19 protein-coding genes are annotated in these 18,735 nt (G+C 38.4%); 2 read left to right on the top strand and 17 right to left on the bottom strand.

What is annotated here, in order from left to right; translation table 11 throughout:
- Positions 1-240: 240 nt before the first annotated feature.
- The 16 genes from K4422_RS11615 to K4422_RS11540 all read right to left on the bottom strand — a co-directional run bounded on the left by K4422_RS11615 (position 241) and on the right by K4422_RS11540 (position 15,987).
- Entirely contained in the window at positions 241-612 is a 372-nt protein-coding gene (locus K4422_RS11615; protein ID WP_206903514.1) for a hypothetical protein, read from the bottom strand.
- Between the two features lie 72 nt (positions 613-684).
- Entirely contained in the window at positions 685-1,140 is a 456-nt protein-coding gene (locus K4422_RS11610; RefSeq protein WP_230711219.1) for a low molecular weight protein-tyrosine-phosphatase, read from the bottom strand.
- An 11-nt stretch (positions 1,141-1,151) separates the two neighbouring features.
- A complete protein-coding gene (locus K4422_RS11605) occupies positions 1,152-1,718 on the bottom strand; it encodes a TetR/AcrR family transcriptional regulator (RefSeq protein ID WP_206903512.1) in 567 nt (188 codons plus the stop codon).
- A gap of 14 nt (positions 1,719-1,732) precedes the next feature.
- A complete protein-coding gene (gene ruvB, locus K4422_RS11600) occupies positions 1,733-2,731 on the bottom strand; it encodes a Holliday junction branch migration DNA helicase RuvB (protein WP_206903511.1) in 999 nt (332 codons plus the stop codon).
- 15 nt (positions 2,732-2,746) lie between these two features.
- The gene (gene ruvA / locus K4422_RS11595) at positions 2,747-3,340 is read right to left on the bottom strand and encodes a Holliday junction branch migration protein RuvA (protein ID WP_206903510.1); all 594 of its coding nucleotides are present in this window, start codon (positions 3,338-3,340) and stop codon (positions 2,747-2,749) included.
- 66 nt (positions 3,341-3,406) lie between these two features.
- On the bottom strand, positions 3,407-3,835 hold the full coding sequence (gene msrB, locus K4422_RS11590; protein ID WP_230711218.1) for a peptide-methionine (R)-S-oxide reductase MsrB: 429 nt from the start codon (positions 3,833-3,835) through the stop codon (positions 3,407-3,409).
- Positions 3,836-3,972: 137 nt separating this feature from the next.
- Positions 3,973-4,527: a Maf family protein gene (locus K4422_RS11585; RefSeq protein WP_206903508.1), complete on the bottom strand. Its 555-nt coding sequence runs from the start codon at positions 4,525-4,527 to the stop codon at positions 3,973-3,975.
- A 272-nt stretch (positions 4,528-4,799) separates the two neighbouring features.
- Positions 4,800-6,599 (bottom strand): DUF3488 domain-containing protein, encoded by a 1,800-nt coding sequence (locus K4422_RS11580; protein ID WP_230711217.1) that lies wholly within the window; start codon positions 6,597-6,599, stop codon positions 4,800-4,802.
- A 172-nt stretch (positions 6,600-6,771) separates the two neighbouring features.
- The gene (gene mutL, locus K4422_RS11575) at positions 6,772-8,931 is read right to left on the bottom strand and encodes a DNA mismatch repair endonuclease MutL (RefSeq protein WP_230711216.1); all 2,160 of its coding nucleotides are present in this window, start codon (positions 8,929-8,931) and stop codon (positions 6,772-6,774) included.
- Between the two features lie 15 nt (positions 8,932-8,946).
- Positions 8,947-11,505, bottom strand: coding sequence for a DNA mismatch repair protein MutS (gene mutS, locus K4422_RS11570; RefSeq protein WP_230711215.1), 2,559 nt, complete (start codon positions 11,503-11,505; stop codon positions 8,947-8,949).
- Between the two features lie 107 nt (positions 11,506-11,612).
- A complete protein-coding gene (locus K4422_RS11565; protein WP_230711214.1) occupies positions 11,613-11,996 on the bottom strand; it encodes a YlbF family regulator in 384 nt (127 codons plus the stop codon).
- A 9-nt stretch (positions 11,997-12,005) separates the two neighbouring features.
- On the bottom strand, positions 12,006-12,803 hold the full coding sequence (locus K4422_RS11560) for a TIGR00282 family metallophosphoesterase (protein WP_230711213.1): 798 nt from the start codon (positions 12,801-12,803) through the stop codon (positions 12,006-12,008).
- 267 nt (positions 12,804-13,070) lie between these two features.
- Positions 13,071-13,493 carry a methylglyoxal synthase gene (gene mgsA, locus K4422_RS11555; protein ID WP_230711212.1) on the bottom strand — a complete coding sequence of 141 codons (423 nt, stop codon included), beginning with the start codon at positions 13,491-13,493 and terminating at the stop codon, positions 13,071-13,073.
- 20 nt (positions 13,494-13,513) lie between these two features.
- A complete protein-coding gene (locus tag K4422_RS11550; RefSeq protein ID WP_230711211.1) occupies positions 13,514-14,290 on the bottom strand; it encodes a Cof-type HAD-IIB family hydrolase in 777 nt (258 codons plus the stop codon).
- Positions 14,287-14,943 (bottom strand): DNA alkylation repair protein, encoded by a 657-nt coding sequence (locus tag K4422_RS11545; RefSeq protein WP_206903500.1) that lies wholly within the window; start codon positions 14,941-14,943, stop codon positions 14,287-14,289. Before K4422_RS11545 ends, K4422_RS11550 begins: the two co-directional genes overlap by 4 nt.
- 246 nt (positions 14,944-15,189) lie before the next feature.
- Positions 15,190-15,987 (bottom strand): formate/nitrite transporter family protein, encoded by a 798-nt coding sequence (locus K4422_RS11540; RefSeq protein ID WP_230711210.1) that lies wholly within the window; start codon positions 15,985-15,987, stop codon positions 15,190-15,192.
- A 549-nt stretch (positions 15,988-16,536) separates the two neighbouring features.
- Between K4422_RS11540 and rpsD the strand changes: the two genes are divergently transcribed.
- Positions 16,537-17,148, top strand: coding sequence for a 30S ribosomal protein S4 (rpsD, locus tag K4422_RS11535; protein ID WP_230711209.1), 612 nt, complete (start codon positions 16,537-16,539; stop codon positions 17,146-17,148).
- 325 nt (positions 17,149-17,473) lie between these two features.
- Here rpsD and K4422_RS11530 read toward each other — a convergent pair whose 3' ends face one another.
- Positions 17,474-17,905 (bottom strand): hypothetical protein, encoded by a 432-nt coding sequence (locus tag K4422_RS11530; protein WP_230711208.1) that lies wholly within the window; start codon positions 17,903-17,905, stop codon positions 17,474-17,476.
- Between the two features lie 162 nt (positions 17,906-18,067).
- Here K4422_RS11530 and K4422_RS11525 point away from each other — a divergent pair, with 162 nt between their 5' ends.
- The gene (locus K4422_RS11525; RefSeq protein WP_230711207.1) at positions 18,068-18,613 is read left to right on the top strand and encodes a biotin transporter BioY; all 546 of its coding nucleotides are present in this window, start codon (positions 18,068-18,070) and stop codon (positions 18,611-18,613) included.
- Positions 18,614-18,735: the final 122 nt, after the last annotated feature.

Here is an 18,735-nt window from a genome sequence, read left to right as displayed (position 1 = left end):
TACTTTTTTAAAGATATTTACCAACTTCTGTATCTTTGATTCACAAAAAATTCATAAATACTTTGTAGTATATAAGTGTACCAACAAACAACCCTAACTAACACTTTTTCATTTTTAACTCCTTGCCCGTCGCCTCCCTAGCGACGGGCCCTTTTTTTAGTTTCGCATTTTTTTAAATAAAAAAAACCACGCAAACAAACGTTGCGCAGCTGACTAGACTATTCTAATTTTACTTGGCCCTTATGCGCGAGTAATACTCGTGCGTTGCCCTTCTTTATCTAAAATACTGACTTTACGAATCGACTCTAAAGGAATCATCCGCATTTGCTGTTCATTATTTTGTGGTTTAATGACTAAATGATTGGGATTTAACTGCTTATTTAAAATCCAACCATACACGGTCTCGTATTTAACACTATTTTTGGCTATATCCAACTGTAAAACTACTAAACTTTCCTTTTCAGCTGCTAAAACTAAAGTTTCTGCCATCTCCACTGAAATTTTTGCCTGCAGTTCTTCTTCCATACTGTCACTTAAAAATCCCTTTAATAAGGCATTCGAGGTGTTGGCCACGAAATTGCCGAATTTTTTGACATTCATTTTTTCTTTCATTTCTGCCACCCCTTTGTGATAAGTAAGCATATTTTATCAAATTTCCGCAAAAAGACAAGCTTTTTTGACTTCCTAAGCCTTAGTCAAAATTTCAAACCATGGTTTTAACCCCATTTTTACTAGGTTTTTTGTTTCATTAAAATCACCTGTATAATAAGGATCTGGAATAAAAATATCTTCTTTACCAGCTACAACAGACATAAAAGACGCCACTTGTGCTGTTTTATCCGGTGGTGCCACAGCTAAAATGTCTGCCATATTCTCTTTATCCATGCCCACAAGATAATCAAAATGATAAAAGTCATCAGCTTTTAATTGTCGAGAAAACATTTGTGCGACATCAACGCCTGCTGCTTTCAAAATTTTTTGGGTGCCAGGATGAGGTGGATTTCCGATCTCCCAGCGACTAGTCGCAGCAGAATCGACTTCTATTTTGCAGCCTCTTTCATTAGCATATTGTCGCAATAATCCTTCTGCCATTGGCGAGCGACAAATATTACCTAAACAAACAAATAAAATACTAGCCATGTCTTTACCTCCTACTGATCATCTTGTTGATATAACCGATACGAATAAAGCTCTACGTCTTTTGCCAGCCGAAACATTTGGGTCGCAATTTCTAAGGGCGACTCTGGATAATCTGCTTCAATCCAAGCTAACAAGACACCACTACAGCCATAGGCAAAAAAGTGACCATAAAAGTCTTTATCAGATTCTGACAAATAGTTTTCTGTATCAAATTCTTCAAACAATTTACGAAAAAGACGTCCGACAATTTGTGAAAATTCGCGAATTAGGATTTCTTTTCGATCGGCTACGGTTTTTCGATAGAAATCTCCCCGTGAATGAATCGCCCGCAACATTTGTAAAACCTGTTCTTCCCAATTGTCCAAAGACAACTCGTCACTTGTTAAAAAGTTTAATGCCTCACTATAATAAATAAATCGTAGTAATTCATCTTTGTCGGCAAAATGATAATAAAAAGTCTGGCGGTTAATACCAGCTTGACTGGCGATTGTTTGCACGCTGATTTTATTATAATCTGTTGTTTTCACCAGTTCGATTAACGCTGTCGCAATTTTTACTTTTGTCTGATTAACAGCCATACCAACACACTCCATTATTCATAAGGGTAACCAAAATGTTCGTAAGCCAGGCTGGTAGCGATTCGTCCCCGCGGCGTTCGTTTTAAGAATCCCTTTTGAATTAAAAAAGGTTCATACATATCTTCTACTGTCTCAGTTTCTTCGCCGATATTTACCGCTAATGTACTTAAGCCAACCGGGCCACCACCATAAAGCTCAATCATAGTTTTGATTAGTTTTTGATCGACATAATCCAGTCCTGCTTCATCTACTTGTAATAATCGTAACGCTCTGGCGGCAATTTTATCATCGATAATCCCATCTGCTTCCACTTGGGCAAAATCGCGCACACGCTTTAACAAACGATTTGCAATTCGCGGCGTGCCACGAGAACGCCGGGCAATTTCATGGGCACCAGTTGCCACAATGTCGGTAGCAAAAATATCAGCTGAACGCAAGACGATTTCTTTTAAATCGGTCTCTTCGTAATACTCCAAGTGACTAATAATTCCAAAACGATCCCGTAATGGTGCCGAAAGCATTCCTGCTCGCGTCGTTGCCCCCACTAAGGTAAAAGGAGGCAAGGGAAAATGGACAGGATGAGCTGTTGGTCCTTGTCCTACCATAATATCCACATAAAAATCTTCCATCGCCGAGTAGAGCATTTCTTCTGCTACTCGCGGCAAGCGATGAATTTCATCGATAAATAAAACATCGCCAGGTTCTAATTCGTTTAAAATTGCGACAAGATCACCTGGTTTTTCAATCGCAGGGCCACTAGTGGTCCGAATATTAACTGCCATTTCATTGGCGATCACCATCGCCATAGTGGTCTTACCTAATCCTGGTGGTCCATACAACAAGACGTGATCTAAAGACTCTTCTCTATTTTTGGCCGCCGCAATATAAATAGATAATTCATGTTTTACTTTATCTTGCCCAATATATTGCGACAAAAATTGTGGCCGCAATGATTTTTCTAATAATTGTTCTGCAGATTCTTTTTCTGGTGAGACAATTCTCTCTTCTGTCACAGTTTTCCCCCCTCTCTATTTTTTCATTACAAGCTTTAAGGCAGCCCGTAAATATTCGTCTGTCGTTTGCATTTCTTCATTCGCCAAAGCTTTTTCAACTTTTTTGACTTCTTTGGCACTATAGCCTAATGCTCCTAAAGCCTCCATTGCCTCTGTTAACGCCATCTTACCATTTGCATGAGGTAAGAGTTCCAAATTCATTTGTGGGTCGTATAAGTCCCCTAATTTGCCTTTTAAATCCAAGATCATTTGTTGGGCCGTTTTTTTACCTACGCCAGGAAATTTGGTTAAATACGTTACATCCCCTGATTCAATCGCATTGATCATACCGGTATGCTCTTCACCGGCCATAATCGCCAAAGCCGACTTTGGACCAATGCCTGAAACGCTGATTAAGCGTAAAAAAAGTTGCTTTTCCGCTAGCGTTTTAAAACCATATAAACTATGGGCATCTTCTCTGATAACTTGCTGGACGTACACTTTTGTTTCTTTATTTTCGTGAAAACGATAAGGGTTTCCTACTGCAATCTGATAGCCAATCCCTTGATTTTCTAACACGATATACGCCGGGGTTATCCCCGTAATTTTGCCGATTAAATACTCGTACATTATTTTGTCCTTCCTGTACATACGTTCCCCTTATTGTAGCATAGTTTGGAACTAGACAAAAGCTGACTATTTTACCAACGGCAAATATTCTTTGTAACCAGCAGCTTCCATTTCTGCTTTGGGGATAAATTTTAATGCCGCAGAATTAATGCAATAACGCAGGCCTCCTAACGCTTGTGGCCCATCACTAAAAACATGCCCCAAATGTGAGTTGGCTTCTTTGCTTCTTACTTCTACTCGGTGCATCCCGTGGGAAAAATCTGCTTTTTCTTTGACACCTAGTTTTTCAATTGGTTTTGAAAAAGCAGGCCAGCCACAACCAGCATCGTATTTATCCGTCGAAGCAAAAAGGGCCTCGCCACTAACAACATCCACATAAATTCCTTGTTCATAAAAATCGTCGTATTTCCCAGTAAAGGGCCGTTCCGTTGCATTTTCTTGTGTTACCGCATATTCTTCTGGTGTTAATTTCTTTTTCAATTCTTCTTTATCCATGAATATCACCTCTTAAGAAAATAGTACGCCCCTGTGTCTGAAAGCAGAAATTTTATGCCTACAAAATACGCAGTAAATATTGGCACGAAAATCAGTGGCTTATCTGACTTTTTATCCCGCTACTTGCTGCGCATTTTTTAATTTATTTTTTTCAACATTTGATTCACAACGCCTACCGGAAAGCCGACAATACTATAATAATCACCATCAACTTTTTTAACAAATAGGCTAGCTTGACCTTGAATACCGTAAGCACCAGCCTTATCTGCATACTCTCCTGTATCCAGATACCGATTAATTTCTTCATCACTTAATTCAAAGAATAAAACTTTGGCAGGAACCAATTCTTGCAAAACTTGATGCCCCTTACGCATCACAACCGCCGTATAAACATGGTGCATGCCACCACTCATATCCTTTAACATGGTAAAAGCTTCTGCTCTTGATTCAGGTTTACCCAAAATTTTGCCATGATTTACTACAATCGTATCACTTGCAATCACCAAATCATTGGGATGTTTAGCTGCAATAACCTTTGCTTTTTCTTTTGCCATATGAATCACGTATTCTTCGGGTAAATCTGTTTTTTTTACCGTTTCGTCAATATCTGCCGGTTCAACTTTAAAATCTGCTACCAAACGCGCTAACAATTCTTTTCGTCTTGGGGATTGTGATGCTAAAATAATTGCCAAGAAAAATTCCTCCTTTAAATTGCCCTTTACAATAACCTTTATAGCTAAATGATAAATCTTTACTTCTAACGCCACTGTCAAGTGTAAAACTACTCCTTCTTACTTTCAACTGATAAGCATGAAGAAAAAAAGCGGAGGAAACTGAATAGACCTAAAAAAATAAGGACAGAAGTTTTAGAAATTGTTTTTCAAATTTTTGAAATTGTTCTTCAAATTTAAAAAATTTCCACCAGAAAAAATCGGGAAAGAGTGATTTCCCGATTTTTTCTTTTTTATTTTATTTCACCAATTCCCGCTACTGTTAAATCTTGAATGCTGGCCGCAGTTTGATCTGCTGTCACGTTAGCTTTAAAGGTAACTTTGTCGCCTTCTTTAATAAAAATAGCGTAGGGACTGTTGTTTGAATTGACGCTATAGACAGTTTTATCATCTTTTAGCATAAAGGATACAACAGTATTACTACCATTTGCTAGCACAACCACACGTTGGACGATACCGCTTTTTTCAGCTAAGGAATCCGCATCGGTGCTGCTATTATTGCTGCCTTTAGTTGCAAGCTCAATCCGATAAGCGTCTAGTGCGCTTTGCGCATTTTCGGCATCGACAACAATATCGTTATCCACCGCATTGATATAGACATATTTTTTGAAGATTCCTTTGGTATCCATCAACGAAACAATCCACGTTGGAACGCCATCAATGTTGTAAAGAACAGGCATTTCAGCATCCCATTTCTTTTCTGGATAGATTTTAGCAGCAATGGAAATCGCACCGTCACTATCCATAATCCCAACTTCCAAATCACGGTAATAAGTCAATTGACCACTGCGGGCATTAATTAATGAATACCCCAACGCAGAATCTTGATCATCATCGCCACTGGTAAAGTCGGTAAAATAATTTAATTGCCCTTCTTTACTAAGCATTGGCGTAATTTGACCAGCGGCATAAATACCATTGTCTGTAGGAACCTTCACATCTTTTTTGGCCCCAAAAATAAATTGGTTCCACCAGCCTTGCCCATAACGCCCGAAGAATTCATTCATACTATTCGCCGCGGCTGAAGTAATGGGTGCATCCACAAAAGCTGGTGCCTTTTTACTGTCATAAAGCTTAACTGCTCCTGTTTGGGCGTTTAAGACTGCCGTTTTGAAATTGTCATAATGCATTAGTCCGGTTACACCATATTCTTTATACAGTGTTTGAATGTAGTAAGGAATTCCTTTATCATCAATTTCTAAATTGATTTTGCCATAAGAAGCATATCCGGGAAACGCAGCATAAATTTTTCGTCCGGCATCTTGATTAAAGAAAGCCGAGGGGGTGTACTTCAATGGCTCTTTGACAAATTCTGGCTGTGCATTAATATCCGTAGCACTAATTTTGAAATAACCTGGAACTTCTCCAAGTTTAAGCCACTTGAAAAAACCATTGTATTCCACTGTTGCTACATAAACGTATTCTCCATTAATCGTCTGGGCAGTAATGCCATCTAAGGTGAACATATTGGAGTTTGGAATCACTGAGAATTTTTGTAGCATTTTCCGCTTGGCCATATCTGGTGCAATTGCAATTGGGGTCTCTTTGGTAGAAGTTAATACCTCTGCTTTTTCCTCTGTTTTAGCATGGATGGAAGAATAAACTTCGTCAATAGAAGTAATTGCACTAATTTTAGAAACAGCAAATAAAATTACCATCAGGGCCACCACACTACCAAACAATTTTCCCAACTGCACAGGAGAAGTTTTTTTATCAAAAGAAACATCCACTCGTTTTCCGGTTACATTTAATGTTTTTTGACGAATTTTACGCCCCGCTTTTACAAGGGTTAATAAACCTCCAGCTAACAAGATTGCGGCAAATGCGCCCCACAAGTTGTACCATAAAAGTGAACTCAAGTTTTTACTTGGAAGTGCAAGATACAAAAAAATACCCATGAAAAGCAGTTCAAAAATGGTTAACCCAACTAATCCTTTTTTAGAACTGTTTTTTTCCATCAGGGCAATTAATAAATTGACAACAATAATACCAATACCAAACAACCCGGTTAAAACAACAAAATCAACAATCATTCACAACACTCTTTCCTTAATAAGACTTTTATTTATTATGCCAGAAAAAAACAGAAAATACTTCATACTTTAGAGGTATTTTCAAAAGATATCCCCCTCACTCGCTTTTTCATCTGGCTAAAAAAAGCTAGCGGGAAAACTGCCGAAACAATCTTCCAACTAGCTTAAAAAATTAATCTTCCAGACCACTCATAGGTGAACGGTGAGGATCTTGAATGCGCTTGAATAACTTCTCCATATCACCATTACTAAAATGAATCAATACTGGACGACCATGGGGACAATTAAATGGATTTTCACATAGCGTCAAATCTTGCAGCAACACACGCGCCTGCAATTCATTTAAGTGATGGTTGGCTTTAATGGATCGCTTACAGCTCATCATGATCGCTGTTGCTTCCCGAAACTTTTTGACACTGACATTTCCTGTCGTTAGCAACATATCAATCATTTCACGGGTGATACTTTCTTCTTGTCCAGCAGGATACCACGTTGGATGCGCGCGAATAATGAAACTATTGGCACCAAAGTCTTCTAGTTGAATCCCAACTTCCAGCAGCATTTCTTTTTTCTCCCGCAATTTTATAGCGTCACTATTGGGATAATCCAACACAATCGGAACGAGTAGTTCTTGCAAGCTGTTGCCTACATCGCCAATTTTTTCACGGAAATACTCGTATTTAATCCGCTCTTGGGCTGCGTGCTGATCAATAATATACAGGCCATCACTACTTTGGGCAAAAAGATACGTGCCGTGCATTTGTCCAAAGTATTCCAATTGTGGAAAACGTTCTACTGGTTTTTCAGCTTCTAAAGCTGCGATTGCTTTGTTTAAAGCTTGGCTGCCATTTTTATCCTGCAGATTAAATTCTGGATGATCTAACTCACTTTGCAATTCTTCGGCAAGTTCTGCTGGTGATAGTTCTACTTCACGCTCGGGTGTAATTTCTGCTGAGAAAGTTGGCTTATCTTCAATTTTATTATCCACAGGAGAAATAAAAACTGGCTCATCTTCATCTTGTTGGGGATAACTTGGCGCAACGGGAAATTCTGTTGGAATTTCTGCTACTTGTGAACTATTATAAAATTCATTTGTCTTCTCATCAGCTGTTGGCACGGGATTTTCAGCGCTACTTTCCTCAACTTGTCCACAATCATCCACAGCTTTATCCACAGACTGTGAATTACGATAAACAAATTTGCCGCTACTAGGATCAAACGTTAAACCGTTGTTTTTCTTTTCAGCAGCCGGCAATGCCATTTGTAATTGTTCTGTTTTTTCTTGTTCATCACGGGAAATTTTTTTCTTAAAGCTCAAATTTTCTCCTGCATCGGGAATAAGATTTTCTGCCCGCAGCCGTTCATTGATTGCTTTACTAATTAACTTTGTTAACTCTGGCTCTTTGGATAGACGAACTTCTTGTTTGGTTGGATGGACATTCACGTCCACTAATAGTGGGTCCATGGTAATTTCTAAAACCGCAATCGGAAAACGTCCAACCATTAATTTTGAACCATAACCGGTAATAATGGCTTTATTTAACGCAAAGTTTTTAATATAGCGTCCATTAATGATGGTTGAAATATAATTACGGCTAGCCCGTGTTACTTCAGGTAAAGAAATAAAGCCTGTGACCGTAAAATCTAAATCTTTTGTATCAATAGCCAACATCTTTTTCGCAGTTTGAACACCAAAAATACCGGCGATCGTTTGCTTCAAATCACCATTACCCGCAGTGGTGAGCATTTTATTGCCATCGTGAACAAGACGAAATGCAATATTTGGATGGCTCAATGCCAAGCGGTTGACGATATCCCCAATATTAGATAATTCCGTTTGCAATGTTTTGACATATTTTAAACGGGCTGGCGTATTAAAGAATAAATTTTCAACTGTAATTTTAGTTCCTTGTCGTAATGGCGCCGCTGTGTGCTGGATTACTTTGCCACCTTCTAGTTGCAACAAAGAACCTTGCGTAGTACCTTGAATCGCTGTTTCTACTGTTACATAAGATACAGAGGCGATACTTGGCAGTGCTTCACCACGAAATCCCAATGTTCTAATCCGAAATAAATCATCTCGACTGTGAATTTTACTTGTTGCGTGGCGTTTAAAAGCATTTTCCACATCATCTTCGGCAATGCCTTCACCATTATCTGTTACTTGAATTTTTTTTAGCCCAGCTTCCTCGACTAAAATATCAATTTGACTAGATCCTGCATCAATCGCATTTTCAACTAATTCTTTCACCACTGATGCAGGGCGTTCTACCACTTCACCAGCAGCAATTTGATTGGCAAGACGTTCAGATAACTCTTGAATTTTACCCATCGTCTGCCTCCTTTTCTAAATTCGTTTTTGCAACTCGTATAAAATATTTAACGCTTCTCGTGGCGTTGTATCCAATAAATCTAATTTTTTCAACGTATCAATGACACCTAATTCTTCTGTGGAAACTTCTTGGAATAATGAAATTTGCTCGACTTCTTCTGACACTTTTGACGCAGGTGTGGTAACGGTGGTCTCTTGTGTTTCCAAATGCTGTAAAATCGTTGCGGCCCGTTCCAGTAAATCCGTTGGCAAGCCCGCAATTTTGGCCACATGAATACCGTAACTCTTATCAGCAGCCCCTTCCATCATTTTATGCAAGAAAACAACTTCACCATCTTTTTCCACCGCGCCTACGTGAATATTACGCAACTGGGGCAATGCTTCATCTAAAACAGTTAATTCGTGGTAGTGGGTTGAAAAAAGGGTCTTGGCTTTTACTACTTTGTGAATATATTCAATAATAGCTTGCGCCAGTGCCATCCCGTCATAGGTTGCTGTGCCGCGCCCTAATTCATCAAATAAAATTAAACTATTCGGTGTGGCATGCCGTAACGCTTGATTGGCTTCCATCATTTCCACCATGAAGGTACTTTGACCAGCAATTAAATCGTCACTTGCACCAATGCGGGTAAAAATACGATCAAAAATTGGCAGATTGGCACTTTGGGCTGGTACAAAACTTCCCATCTGAGCCATAATGACAGTCAATGCTAACTGCCGCATGTAGGTACTCTTACCTGACATATTCGGTCCGGTGATTAAAAGAATTAACGTTTCACGATCCATTGTAATGGAATTTGGGATATATTCTTGATGGCCCAAAACTTTTTCCACAACGGGATGTCGTCCTTCTTTAATCGCTAATTCTTGTTTATTATTCATAGCTGGTCGCACATATTGATAGCGCTCCGCAATTGTGGCAAAACTTTGCAACACATCGGTGGCACTAATTGCTTTGGCTAATTTTTGCAAGCGGCTGATTGCCTTTTTGATTTCTTCTCGTACGGCTAAAAAGAGCTGGTATTCTAAATCCACTGATTTTTCTTCAGCTTCTAAAATTTGCGTTTCCAATTTTTTTAATTCTGGGGTGATAAAACGTTCCGCATTGGCTAAGGTTTGCTTTCGTTCATAACGGCCTTCTGCTAAATTAGCTAAGTTGGCTTTGGTAATTTCAATATAATAGCCAAAGACGCGGTTAAAGCCGACTTTCAAATTTTTAATTCCAGTAGCTTCTCGCTCACTTGCCTCTAACTCAGCTAACCATTGTTTGCCGTTACGCATGGCCAAGCGATATTGGTCCAGTTGCGCGTTAAAACCGTCTTTAATGACATTGCCTTCTGTAATGGCTAAAGGGGCCTCTTCATTAATAGCTTGTTCAATTAAAGCAACTAAATCATCCATCGGTTCTAAATCGAGTAGCAGATCATTCCACGCACCATTATTAATCCCGCTTAAAAGATTACGAATTTGCGGAACTTGCATGAGCGATGTTTTTAGTTGTAGTAAATCACGCCCATTCACATTGCCAAAAGCTACCCGACCGGCTAGGCGTTCTAAGTCATACACTTTGGTTAAGGCTGCTTGTAAATCAGCCCGCTCAAAATAGCTGTCTAATAAAGACTGCACCATCTCTTGACGCAGCGTGATTTGTTTGTTTTGAATTAAGGGACGATCTAACCACTGTTTTAACAAGCGCCCCCCCATGGCTGTCTTGGTTTCATCTAAAAGCCACAATAGCGTACCTTGTTTTTTACCCGTCCGAATCGATTGTGCCAACTCCAAGTTAAACTTCGAATAGTAATCCATCTTTAAGTAGTGATCTGGTTGATAGCTTTCTGCTTTTTGAATATGGGCTAAGCTACGCTTTTGGGTCTCTGCTAAGTAGCATAATAACTTACCCGTAACTTCTTTTTCAGTTGCTTCTTTTAATTCACTGGTTAAAAATTGAAATTCAGCATTATCCGTCATTTCCATTTGACTAGAAAAGACGAGATTTAACCGTTCTTGCAACGTCTTTTTTAACTCTTCTGTAATTTCACTAGTAAACACAATTTCTTTTGTTTGCAAAGCACTGGCTTCGTTTAAAACAGCTTCTTCATCTGGCAGTATTGCGGCCTTCAACTCACCTGTACTTAAATCCACGTATGCAAATCCATACGTATCACCGTCAAAATTCAAAGCGGTCAAAAAATTATTATCTTTTGCTGCCAATCCTTTTGCATCCATGACTGTCCCCGGCGTGACCAATTGGACAACTTCTCTTTTTACCATGCCCTTAGCAGTTTTGGGATCTTCTACTTGTTCACAAATAGCAACTTTGTATCCTTGTTCAATTAACGTATCAATATAGCCTTGAGCCGCATGATACGGGACACCACACATGGGGATTGGATCATCTGCATTACGATTGCGGCTGGTTAAAGTCAGTTCTAAAATTTGAGCAGCTTTAATCGCATCCTCGTAAAACATTTCATAAAAGTCTCCTAAACGGTAAAATAAGAAAGCATCTTGATAGTTTGCCTTAATACTTAAATATTGTTCCATCATGGGTGTATTTTTAGTCTTTTGAGGCATGAAAGCTCCTCCTTTAGTTATTCAGTAGCTCACACTAACTGTTTTGTACCAGGGTAAAATTTATTTTTTTACTTCACTTATTAGCTTTAGCTTAAAAATTTTCTAGACTAATTTTCTGTTTTTTCCTGTTCGTTGTGACTCTCTAAGGTTTGATTCACATCTTGGGAGATATTTTCCGTAATAAAATGCAGTAAATCATTAGCTAGTGCCAGTTTTTCGCGATAAGAAATGACCAACGGATGATTTTCATATTCTTTAGTATATTCATTCGCTGCTGAAATTGCGGCTTTTTGTGCTTCTGGCTTGTCATAATGATCGTATTGTACCGCCTCTTTTTGCGCTGCTTTAATTTTTTCTTCCAGTTCTTTTAAGCGGGGATTATTTGCCACTTTTGCTGCAATTTGGCGATAGTCTTTGACAACTTCATTTTCTGCTAGCGCCTGAACTAATTCATTTAATGCGGCCGTTACTTCTGGTTCAAAATTTTCCATTTTTTCTTCCTATTCATAAAATGGACGATCTGCTGAAATTTGAATCGTCTCTATTTTTTTGGCATGACCATTTTTTTCATCAATGTCAATCACACAGGCAGATAGGATACTTCTTCCTTCTTCCACCACTTCAAAGCGTTGTGGCAAAGCTGTGATAAAGCGTTCAATGACCCCTTCTTTTTTCATGCCTAAAATTCCGTCATAAGGTCCTGTCATGCCGACATCACTTAAAAATGCTGTTCCTTTTGGTAAAATACGCCCATCATTTGTTTGCACGTGGGTATGGGTTCCGACAACAGCCGAAACCTTACCATCTAAATACCAGCCCATAGCCTGTTTTTCGCTAGTCGTTTCTCCATGAAAATCGACAAAAATATACGGTGTCCGCTTTCGGGCTGCTGCTACTAATTCATCTGCTTTCGTAAAAGGATCATCAATCGCTGTCATAAATGCCCGGGCCTGCAAATTGATTACTGCTAGCTCAATTTCATTTACTTTAACAAAAACCATCCCCACACCGGGTGCTTTAGCAGGAAAGTTAGCTGGGCGAATCATTTTTTTAGCATCCCCGATAAATTCAAATATCTCGCGATTATCCCAGGTGTGATTTCCTAGTGTTACGACATCCACACCATCTTGCAAAAATTTTTTATAAATTTTGCCTGTAATCCCCCGACCCCCGGCGGCATTCTCCCCGTTTGCGATCGTTACTTGCGGACGATACTTTTTCTTTAACTTGGGCAAATACGCCGTAATCGTTTCTCTACCTAGTGTTCCAACAACATCTCCAATAAATAATACCCGCACAAATTTTCCTCTTCTCTTAAATGTCTTGTTCCATTATAGTGGTTTTTCCAAGGAAAAAAAAGTGTCCATCACTAGCGTTAACTAACGGTAATAAAAAAGAGCGCGCACTCCTTTAGCTTTTGCGCCATAAGAACAAAATATTTTAAAACGGATGCCAAAATCAAAAAAATATCGTTGTTTGTTGCCGATAAAATTCGTTTATTCCTGTTAATTTCTGATAGTAAAAAAAGTGCCTTGTCGCATCGACAAAGCACATTTAATACATCATTAAAATGAAAGTGGCCGTTGATCGTTTTCGTGGATGACTTCACGAAAATCAGCTAGTCCTAGTGCTAAGCCACGAATTAATATTTCAGCGGTACCAATGTTAGTGGCGAGGGGAATCTCGTACACATCACACAACCGAATCAAAGCTGTTACGTCTGGTTCATGGGGTTGCGCGGCAAGTGGATCGCGCAAAAAGATCACCATGTCTAAGTCATCAGCCGCAAGCATTGCGCCGATTTGTTGGTCGCCACCTAAAGGACCCGACTTGTAGCGATGGACTGAAAGGCCCGTTGCTTCTGCAATTTTCTGACCTGTAGTTCCAGTCGCAAACAGTTCATGTTGCGCTAAAATATCTCGGTAAGCCGTTGTCATTTGTACCATCAAATCTTTTTTGCGATCGTGTGCAATTAGTGCGATTTTCATCTTTTCCACCTCCAAATTATTTAAATTAAAGCTAATTCTTGTAAGGCTTTAAAAATCCCGTCTTCATCATTTGAAGCAGTTACAATAGATGCAACATCTTTCACATCATCTTCAGCATTTCCCATCGCCACACCGATTCCAGCTGCAGACAACATTTCTTTATCATTTTGACCATCGCCAAACGTAATAATATCTTCTTGTTTTATGCCGAGAGTTCTTCCCAAATGGAGGATTGTGGCAGCTTTTGAACCATTTTCTGGAATTATATCCACACATTTTTCATGCCAACGAACAAAACGCAACGCCGGATATTTTTCATCAAAACGGCCTTCATAATTAGCGTCGTAAAAAGCTAACGCTTGATACACTTCTTGTTGGTTTTTAAAATCAGGATCAAATTCTGGCACATGAGAGCCAAAAGAGCGCATCGCTTCGTCCATGACGGAAACATTAAAATCACTATGGCGACCCATTGCATCCATCCCAATAAAAGCGGTATCGACTCTTAATTCATCCAGTTCAGAAATTAGCGCTGTTAGTTGCGCTTCATCCAATAAATGCTTATAAACCTGTTTGTGGTCTAAAAAAGCGGCTGAACCATTGCAAACCACATAGTTATGAAAAGCCAATTTTTTCAAGACCGGTTGGGCCAAAAACCGACTACGACCGGTAGCAACCATGACCAAATGGCCATTATTGCGCAATTTTTCCAAGGCTTTTATTGTATTGGGTAAGGCTTCTTTTTGACTGTTCAACAATGTTCCATCAATATCAAAGGCAATTAATTTTCGCTTCATTTTTTACTCGCTTTCTTTAGCTGCTTGCTACCTTCTCTTGCAGCAAGCGGACTTAAATTATTCTGGGCAATAAATTGTGTTACATAAACTGGATCTGTTTTGCTATATTCCCGCAATGACCAACCAATAGCTTTTTGAATGAAAAATTCTGGCGTACTCAGATCCCACAAGATCGCTTTTTCTAGTAAAACCAAATCTGTCGCAGTTTTACTTTGCAATTGCAGATTAATACTCATCCTGCGCAACCAAAAATCTTCTGCCTGATAAAACCAGCTGAACACTTCTGCTAAGCTTTTAGGATAGGCCTTAATGTAATCATTAAACCCTTTACGCCACGCATCAATGCTGTCCCACCATTCTTTTTGCGCCACTAGTGGCAAATAAGCTCTTAACTCAGACAATTCAAGCCGCAAAACATTTTTATTAAACAAATCAATCGCTAAATACTGGTATTCTCGTGCGTCTTGCTGATAATAATAAAAAATTTCTTCTTGCAATGTGGCTGTAGACCATTGGCGACTTGCCTTTAAAAGTTCTTTTTGCGCCTTAGCGCGTAGTGGTTTTGGAATACCCAAAAAAGGAAATTTATTTTTCATATATTTAGCCATGGGAATAGCTTGACTTGGATTAGGCACAAAAGTTAATCGTGACATAAAATCTCCTTATGAATTTGCAGCGTTTTCTTTCTTATCAACGTCAATTGTAAAAGTTATTAGAAAAACAAGCAAGGTTTCATTTTTCAAAATCAGATTACATAACAAAAGACAAACTAAATTACACCTCAAAAGACTATTACTACTTACAGTTTGTCACAAAAAAAAGCTGTAACAAAACTTATCTCACGCAAATCTTCTTTGCAAAGATTTGCCAATCAAAAGTTTTGTTACAACTGTTAAAAATTAGTCAACATAAATGGATTTCGAATTGTTTAACCAAGCAAAGCCTAAGCCCATCACCAAGCCGCCACCAATATAATTCCCGATTAAAGCAAAAATAAGATTATGAAAAACAGTACCTGCTGTCATACCTTCAATTGCTCCACCAGAAGCAAAATAAGCTAATGAAAAAGCTGGGAAGTTTGCGATCACGTGTTCATAGCCTAAAAAAGCAAAGATAAAAATGATAAAGATAATTGCCGCTACTTTACCAGCATCATCTTTCATACGCATACTAATTAAAACCGCTGTATTCACCACGATATTAGCAAACATCGCTTCAATCAAAATTTGCATCGCTGATTTTTCCAATTTACCTGTAATAGAGGTAAAGAAGAAATTATCTGGTTCTAAACCTTGAAATGGCCCTGTTTGAGCAATTAAAAAGCCCACTACCAAACCGCCAATCAAGTTAAACAAAATACAAGAAAATAAAATTTTCGCAGCTAACCCAAAATTCAAACGTTTACGATAAACACCAACAGTCATGTATAACATATTTGAAGTTCCCAATTCGGCATTCAAATACAAAATCATTACAAGTGACCAACTGAACATGAAGGCATACAACATTTTGCCCAAACCTGGCACAATATGCTCGCCTTTCATTGCGATTGCAAATGCCACAGCCGTTCCCAAACCTAAAAATAAACAAGCTAAAATTGCACGGACCGCATAACGAAAGTAACTTCCTTGGATTAAATCAACTTTCTTTTCAATCGATGTGTCAATTTTTGAAAATAACGGTGATACAGGATTCATCTCTTTTCTCCTCTACTTTAAGTGAATAATTATAAATACCCACTTATTTTATAGAGGCAATTCGGTTTTGTAAAGTTCTTTCGGGAAATTTCTGAAAAAGTACGTAACAAAATTACAAGACGATGATTATCTTTAATCTTTTTTTCAAATATCGTTAGTTTTCAAAGAGAAAAATAACTCTTTTTGCCGATGTAAAATGACCGTTGTCTAAGTCATCTTGATCCTATTTCACTAAAATAATCTATTTATACTAAAAATGCGGATAAATAAACAGCGTTTTTTATTCCCATACCCTATCATTTTGTGAAAACAGCCTAGTAGAACAATTTTTCTTGACTATAGCTAGAAAATTATCGTATACTAAGCTTTGTGTAAAATAATGCAGCAGAAGAATAATAGCTCGTCACCAGTCCATCGCTGGCATGCCAGTTCAATTGTGTAACCGCGGCTGCAAAGGTGAAGATTGAAGGATGAACTGCACGAATATGAATTTTTCATCGGATTATTTTACTCCAAAAAACAATTTTATTTTATTGGAGGAATTTTTAAATGTCACGTTATACTGGACCATCATGGAAATTATCACGTCGTTTAGGTATCTCATTATCTGGCACTGGTAAAGAATTAGCTCGTCGTCCTTTCCCACCAGGTCAACACGGCCCTAACAGCCGCGGCAAAAAATCTGAATACGGCTTGCAATTAACTGAAAAACAAAAATTACGCCACATGTACGGCATGAACGAACGTCAATTCCGTAACTTATTCGTTAAAGCTGGCAGAATCAAAGAAGGTAAACTTGGTGTTAACTTCATGATCTTGTTAGAACAACGTTTGGATAACGTCGTTTACCGCCTAGGTTTGGCTACTACTCGTCGTCAAGCTCGTCAATTAGTTAACCATGGTCATATCACGGTTGACGGCAAACGCGTTGACATCCCTTCATACCACGTTGAAGTTGGTCAAGTGATTGGTGTTCGCGAAAAATCTCAAAACAACGTAGCTGTTCGCGCTGCTTTAGAAGCAACTATCGGACGTCCTGCTTTCGTTAGCTTTGATGATGAAAAATTAGAAGGTTCATTAACTCGTTTACCAGAACGTGAAGAAATGACACCTGATGTTGACGAATCATTCGTCGTTGAATTCTACAACCAATTAATGTAATCACGATTACATTGTACGCAAATCCTTTTTCTTCAAGGATTTGCGTTTTTTTATTTGTCAAAAAAATATTCTACCTTCGATTTCACCTTAGATTTTTTTAGAATTTACTTATTATCAACATAATCCATGAGATTTTCTACTGCTAACCGATCCGCTTCATCGTTAATGTGTGTGTACGTATCTAGAGTTAGATTAATGCTTGCATGCCTATCGTATTCATAGTTTCATAAAACAGCTTTTTGTAGTATCGGATTAAATAAAAAAACAGTCGTCAAAAGACGACTGCACATTTCTAAGGAATCACACTTCTATTTTAAAGCGAAATTTATTCCAGATTTCCAAAGTAATACAATTGCCACTCACCTTTATCAATTCGCTTTAAATACCAACACCAATCGCGGTAAAAAGTATTGGGACGTAAATTTTCATACCCAGCTGGACCCACGTAAAGGGTACTGGTCAACAATAAATATTCTGTTTTTGGGGCAACTTCTTTTTCACTTTTTAGACGGGCATATTTTTGTAATTTTTCTTGATACGATAATGTATCTAAGCGGCAATTTTTAAAGACTTCAGAAAAGCCACCTTTTACAACTTCTGCAGCCGCCTGAATTTCCTTTTCTGAATAATGTTTTGAACTGGCAAAATCTTCTTTAACACTTTCTGCTTTCCCCGCTGGTTTATAAAAGGATAGTAAGAGTAGTGCTAGCGCTACAATACCAAAAACTACCAGCATCTGTTTTTTCAACGGCTTCATAATTTCTCCTCTAATTCTTTTTTTAAGCGAATTCTTTACTATCATACAATATTTTAAATTTTTTTGGTTAACTATTTAAAAAAACACTTTACTTTTCGTTAACCAAGAAATATAATCTTGTTAACCATTTGTAAATGGAGTTAACGAAAGTGAGTGAAAAAAATGCGTATTTCTTTACGGGAACAATTATTAGCAGCAATTTTTGCAGGGATCATTTCTATTTTATCCCAAGTAACAATACCTTTGGGTTTAATCCCCTTGACTTTACAAACCTTCATCATTGGCTTAACCGTCACCATTTTAGGAACGAAAACCGGAACTTGGGCGATTACCATCTACCTTATCTTAGGTCTAATCGGTGTACCCGTTTTTGCTGGCGGTAGCGCTGGATTTGGTGTACTTTTCGGACCAACGGGTGGTTTTTTGATCGGTTTTATCTTCAACGGCTTAGTAACCGGCTCTATTTTAGAAGCCACGCAAAAAAATTATTTTTGGGCAGTTATTGCAAATATCGTCGGTGCCATGGTGACACTTTTTTTTGGTACCGCTTGGTTGAAATTTGGCACCGGTATGGAATTTTTAGCCGCGCTTAAAACTGGCTTTATTCCCTTTATCCTACCAGGTATCATCAAGGCTGTTGCTTGTGGTGTTTTGGGTATCTTCATTTTGCGTCGCTTGCCTCAACGTTATTTTGCTTCTAGCAAATAATAGCAAAAAAATGCCGTGATTTTCATCACGGCATTTTTTTATTTTACAGCGTCTTTTACATTGACACCATTTGAACATATCCAGCTGAACACGAAAACCGATAAAATCAGGCTATTTTGAGG

It is taken from the genome of Enterococcus sp. SMC-9 (assembly GCF_021011285.1).
GTDB lineage: Bacteria > Bacillota > Bacilli > Lactobacillales > Enterococcaceae > Enterococcus_C > Enterococcus_C montenegrensis.
Note: the sequence above shows the minus strand (reverse complement) of the source record. Positions and strands in the feature narration are given on the sequence as shown.

Excerpts from the sequence above, each read along its gene's own strand:
- rpsD (WP_230711209.1), top strand. The coding sequence starts at position 16,537 with ATGTCACGTTATACTGGACCATCATGGAAATTATCACGTCGTTTAGGT.
- K4422_RS11565 (WP_230711214.1), bottom strand. The coding sequence starts at position 11,996 with ATGGAAAATTTTGAACCAGAAGTAACGGCCGCATTAAATGAATTAGTT.
- K4422_RS11615 (WP_206903514.1), bottom strand. The coding sequence starts at position 612 with ATGAAAGAAAAAATGAATGTCAAAAAATTCGGCAATTTCGTGGCCAAC.
- K4422_RS11580 (WP_230711217.1), bottom strand. The coding sequence starts at position 6,599 with ATGATTGTTGATTTTGTTGTTTTAACCGGGTTGTTTGGTATTGGTATT.
- K4422_RS11525 (WP_230711207.1), top strand. The coding sequence starts at position 18,068 with ATGCGTATTTCTTTACGGGAACAATTATTAGCAGCAATTTTTGCAGGG.
- msrB (WP_230711218.1), bottom strand. The coding sequence starts at position 3,835 with ATGGATAAAGAAGAATTGAAAAAGAAATTAACACCAGAAGAATATGCG.
- K4422_RS11605 (WP_206903512.1), bottom strand. The coding sequence starts at position 1,718 with ATGGCTGTTAATCAGACAAAAGTAAAAATTGCGACAGCGTTAATCGAA.
- K4422_RS11610 (WP_230711219.1), bottom strand. The coding sequence starts at position 1,140 with ATGGCTAGTATTTTATTTGTTTGTTTAGGTAATATTTGTCGCTCGCCA.
- mutS (WP_230711215.1), bottom strand. The coding sequence starts at position 11,505 with ATGCCTCAAAAGACTAAAAATACACCCATGATGGAACAATATTTAAGT.
- K4422_RS11540 (WP_230711210.1), bottom strand. The coding sequence starts at position 15,987 with ATGAATCCTGTATCACCGTTATTTTCAAAAATTGACACATCGATTGAA.
- K4422_RS11550 (WP_230711211.1), bottom strand. The coding sequence starts at position 14,290 with ATGAAGCGAAAATTAATTGCCTTTGATATTGATGGAACATTGTTGAAC.
- mgsA (WP_230711212.1), bottom strand. The coding sequence starts at position 13,493 with ATGAAAATCGCACTAATTGCACACGATCGCAAAAAAGATTTGATGGTA.
- mutL (WP_230711216.1), bottom strand. The coding sequence starts at position 8,931 with ATGGGTAAAATTCAAGAGTTATCTGAACGTCTTGCCAATCAAATTGCT.
- ruvA (WP_206903510.1), bottom strand. The coding sequence starts at position 3,340 with ATGTACGAGTATTTAATCGGCAAAATTACGGGGATAACCCCGGCGTAT.
- K4422_RS11545 (WP_206903500.1), bottom strand. The coding sequence starts at position 14,943 with ATGTCACGATTAACTTTTGTGCCTAATCCAAGTCAAGCTATTCCCATG.
- K4422_RS11530 (WP_230711208.1), bottom strand. The coding sequence starts at position 17,905 with ATGAAGCCGTTGAAAAAACAGATGCTGGTAGTTTTTGGTATTGTAGCG.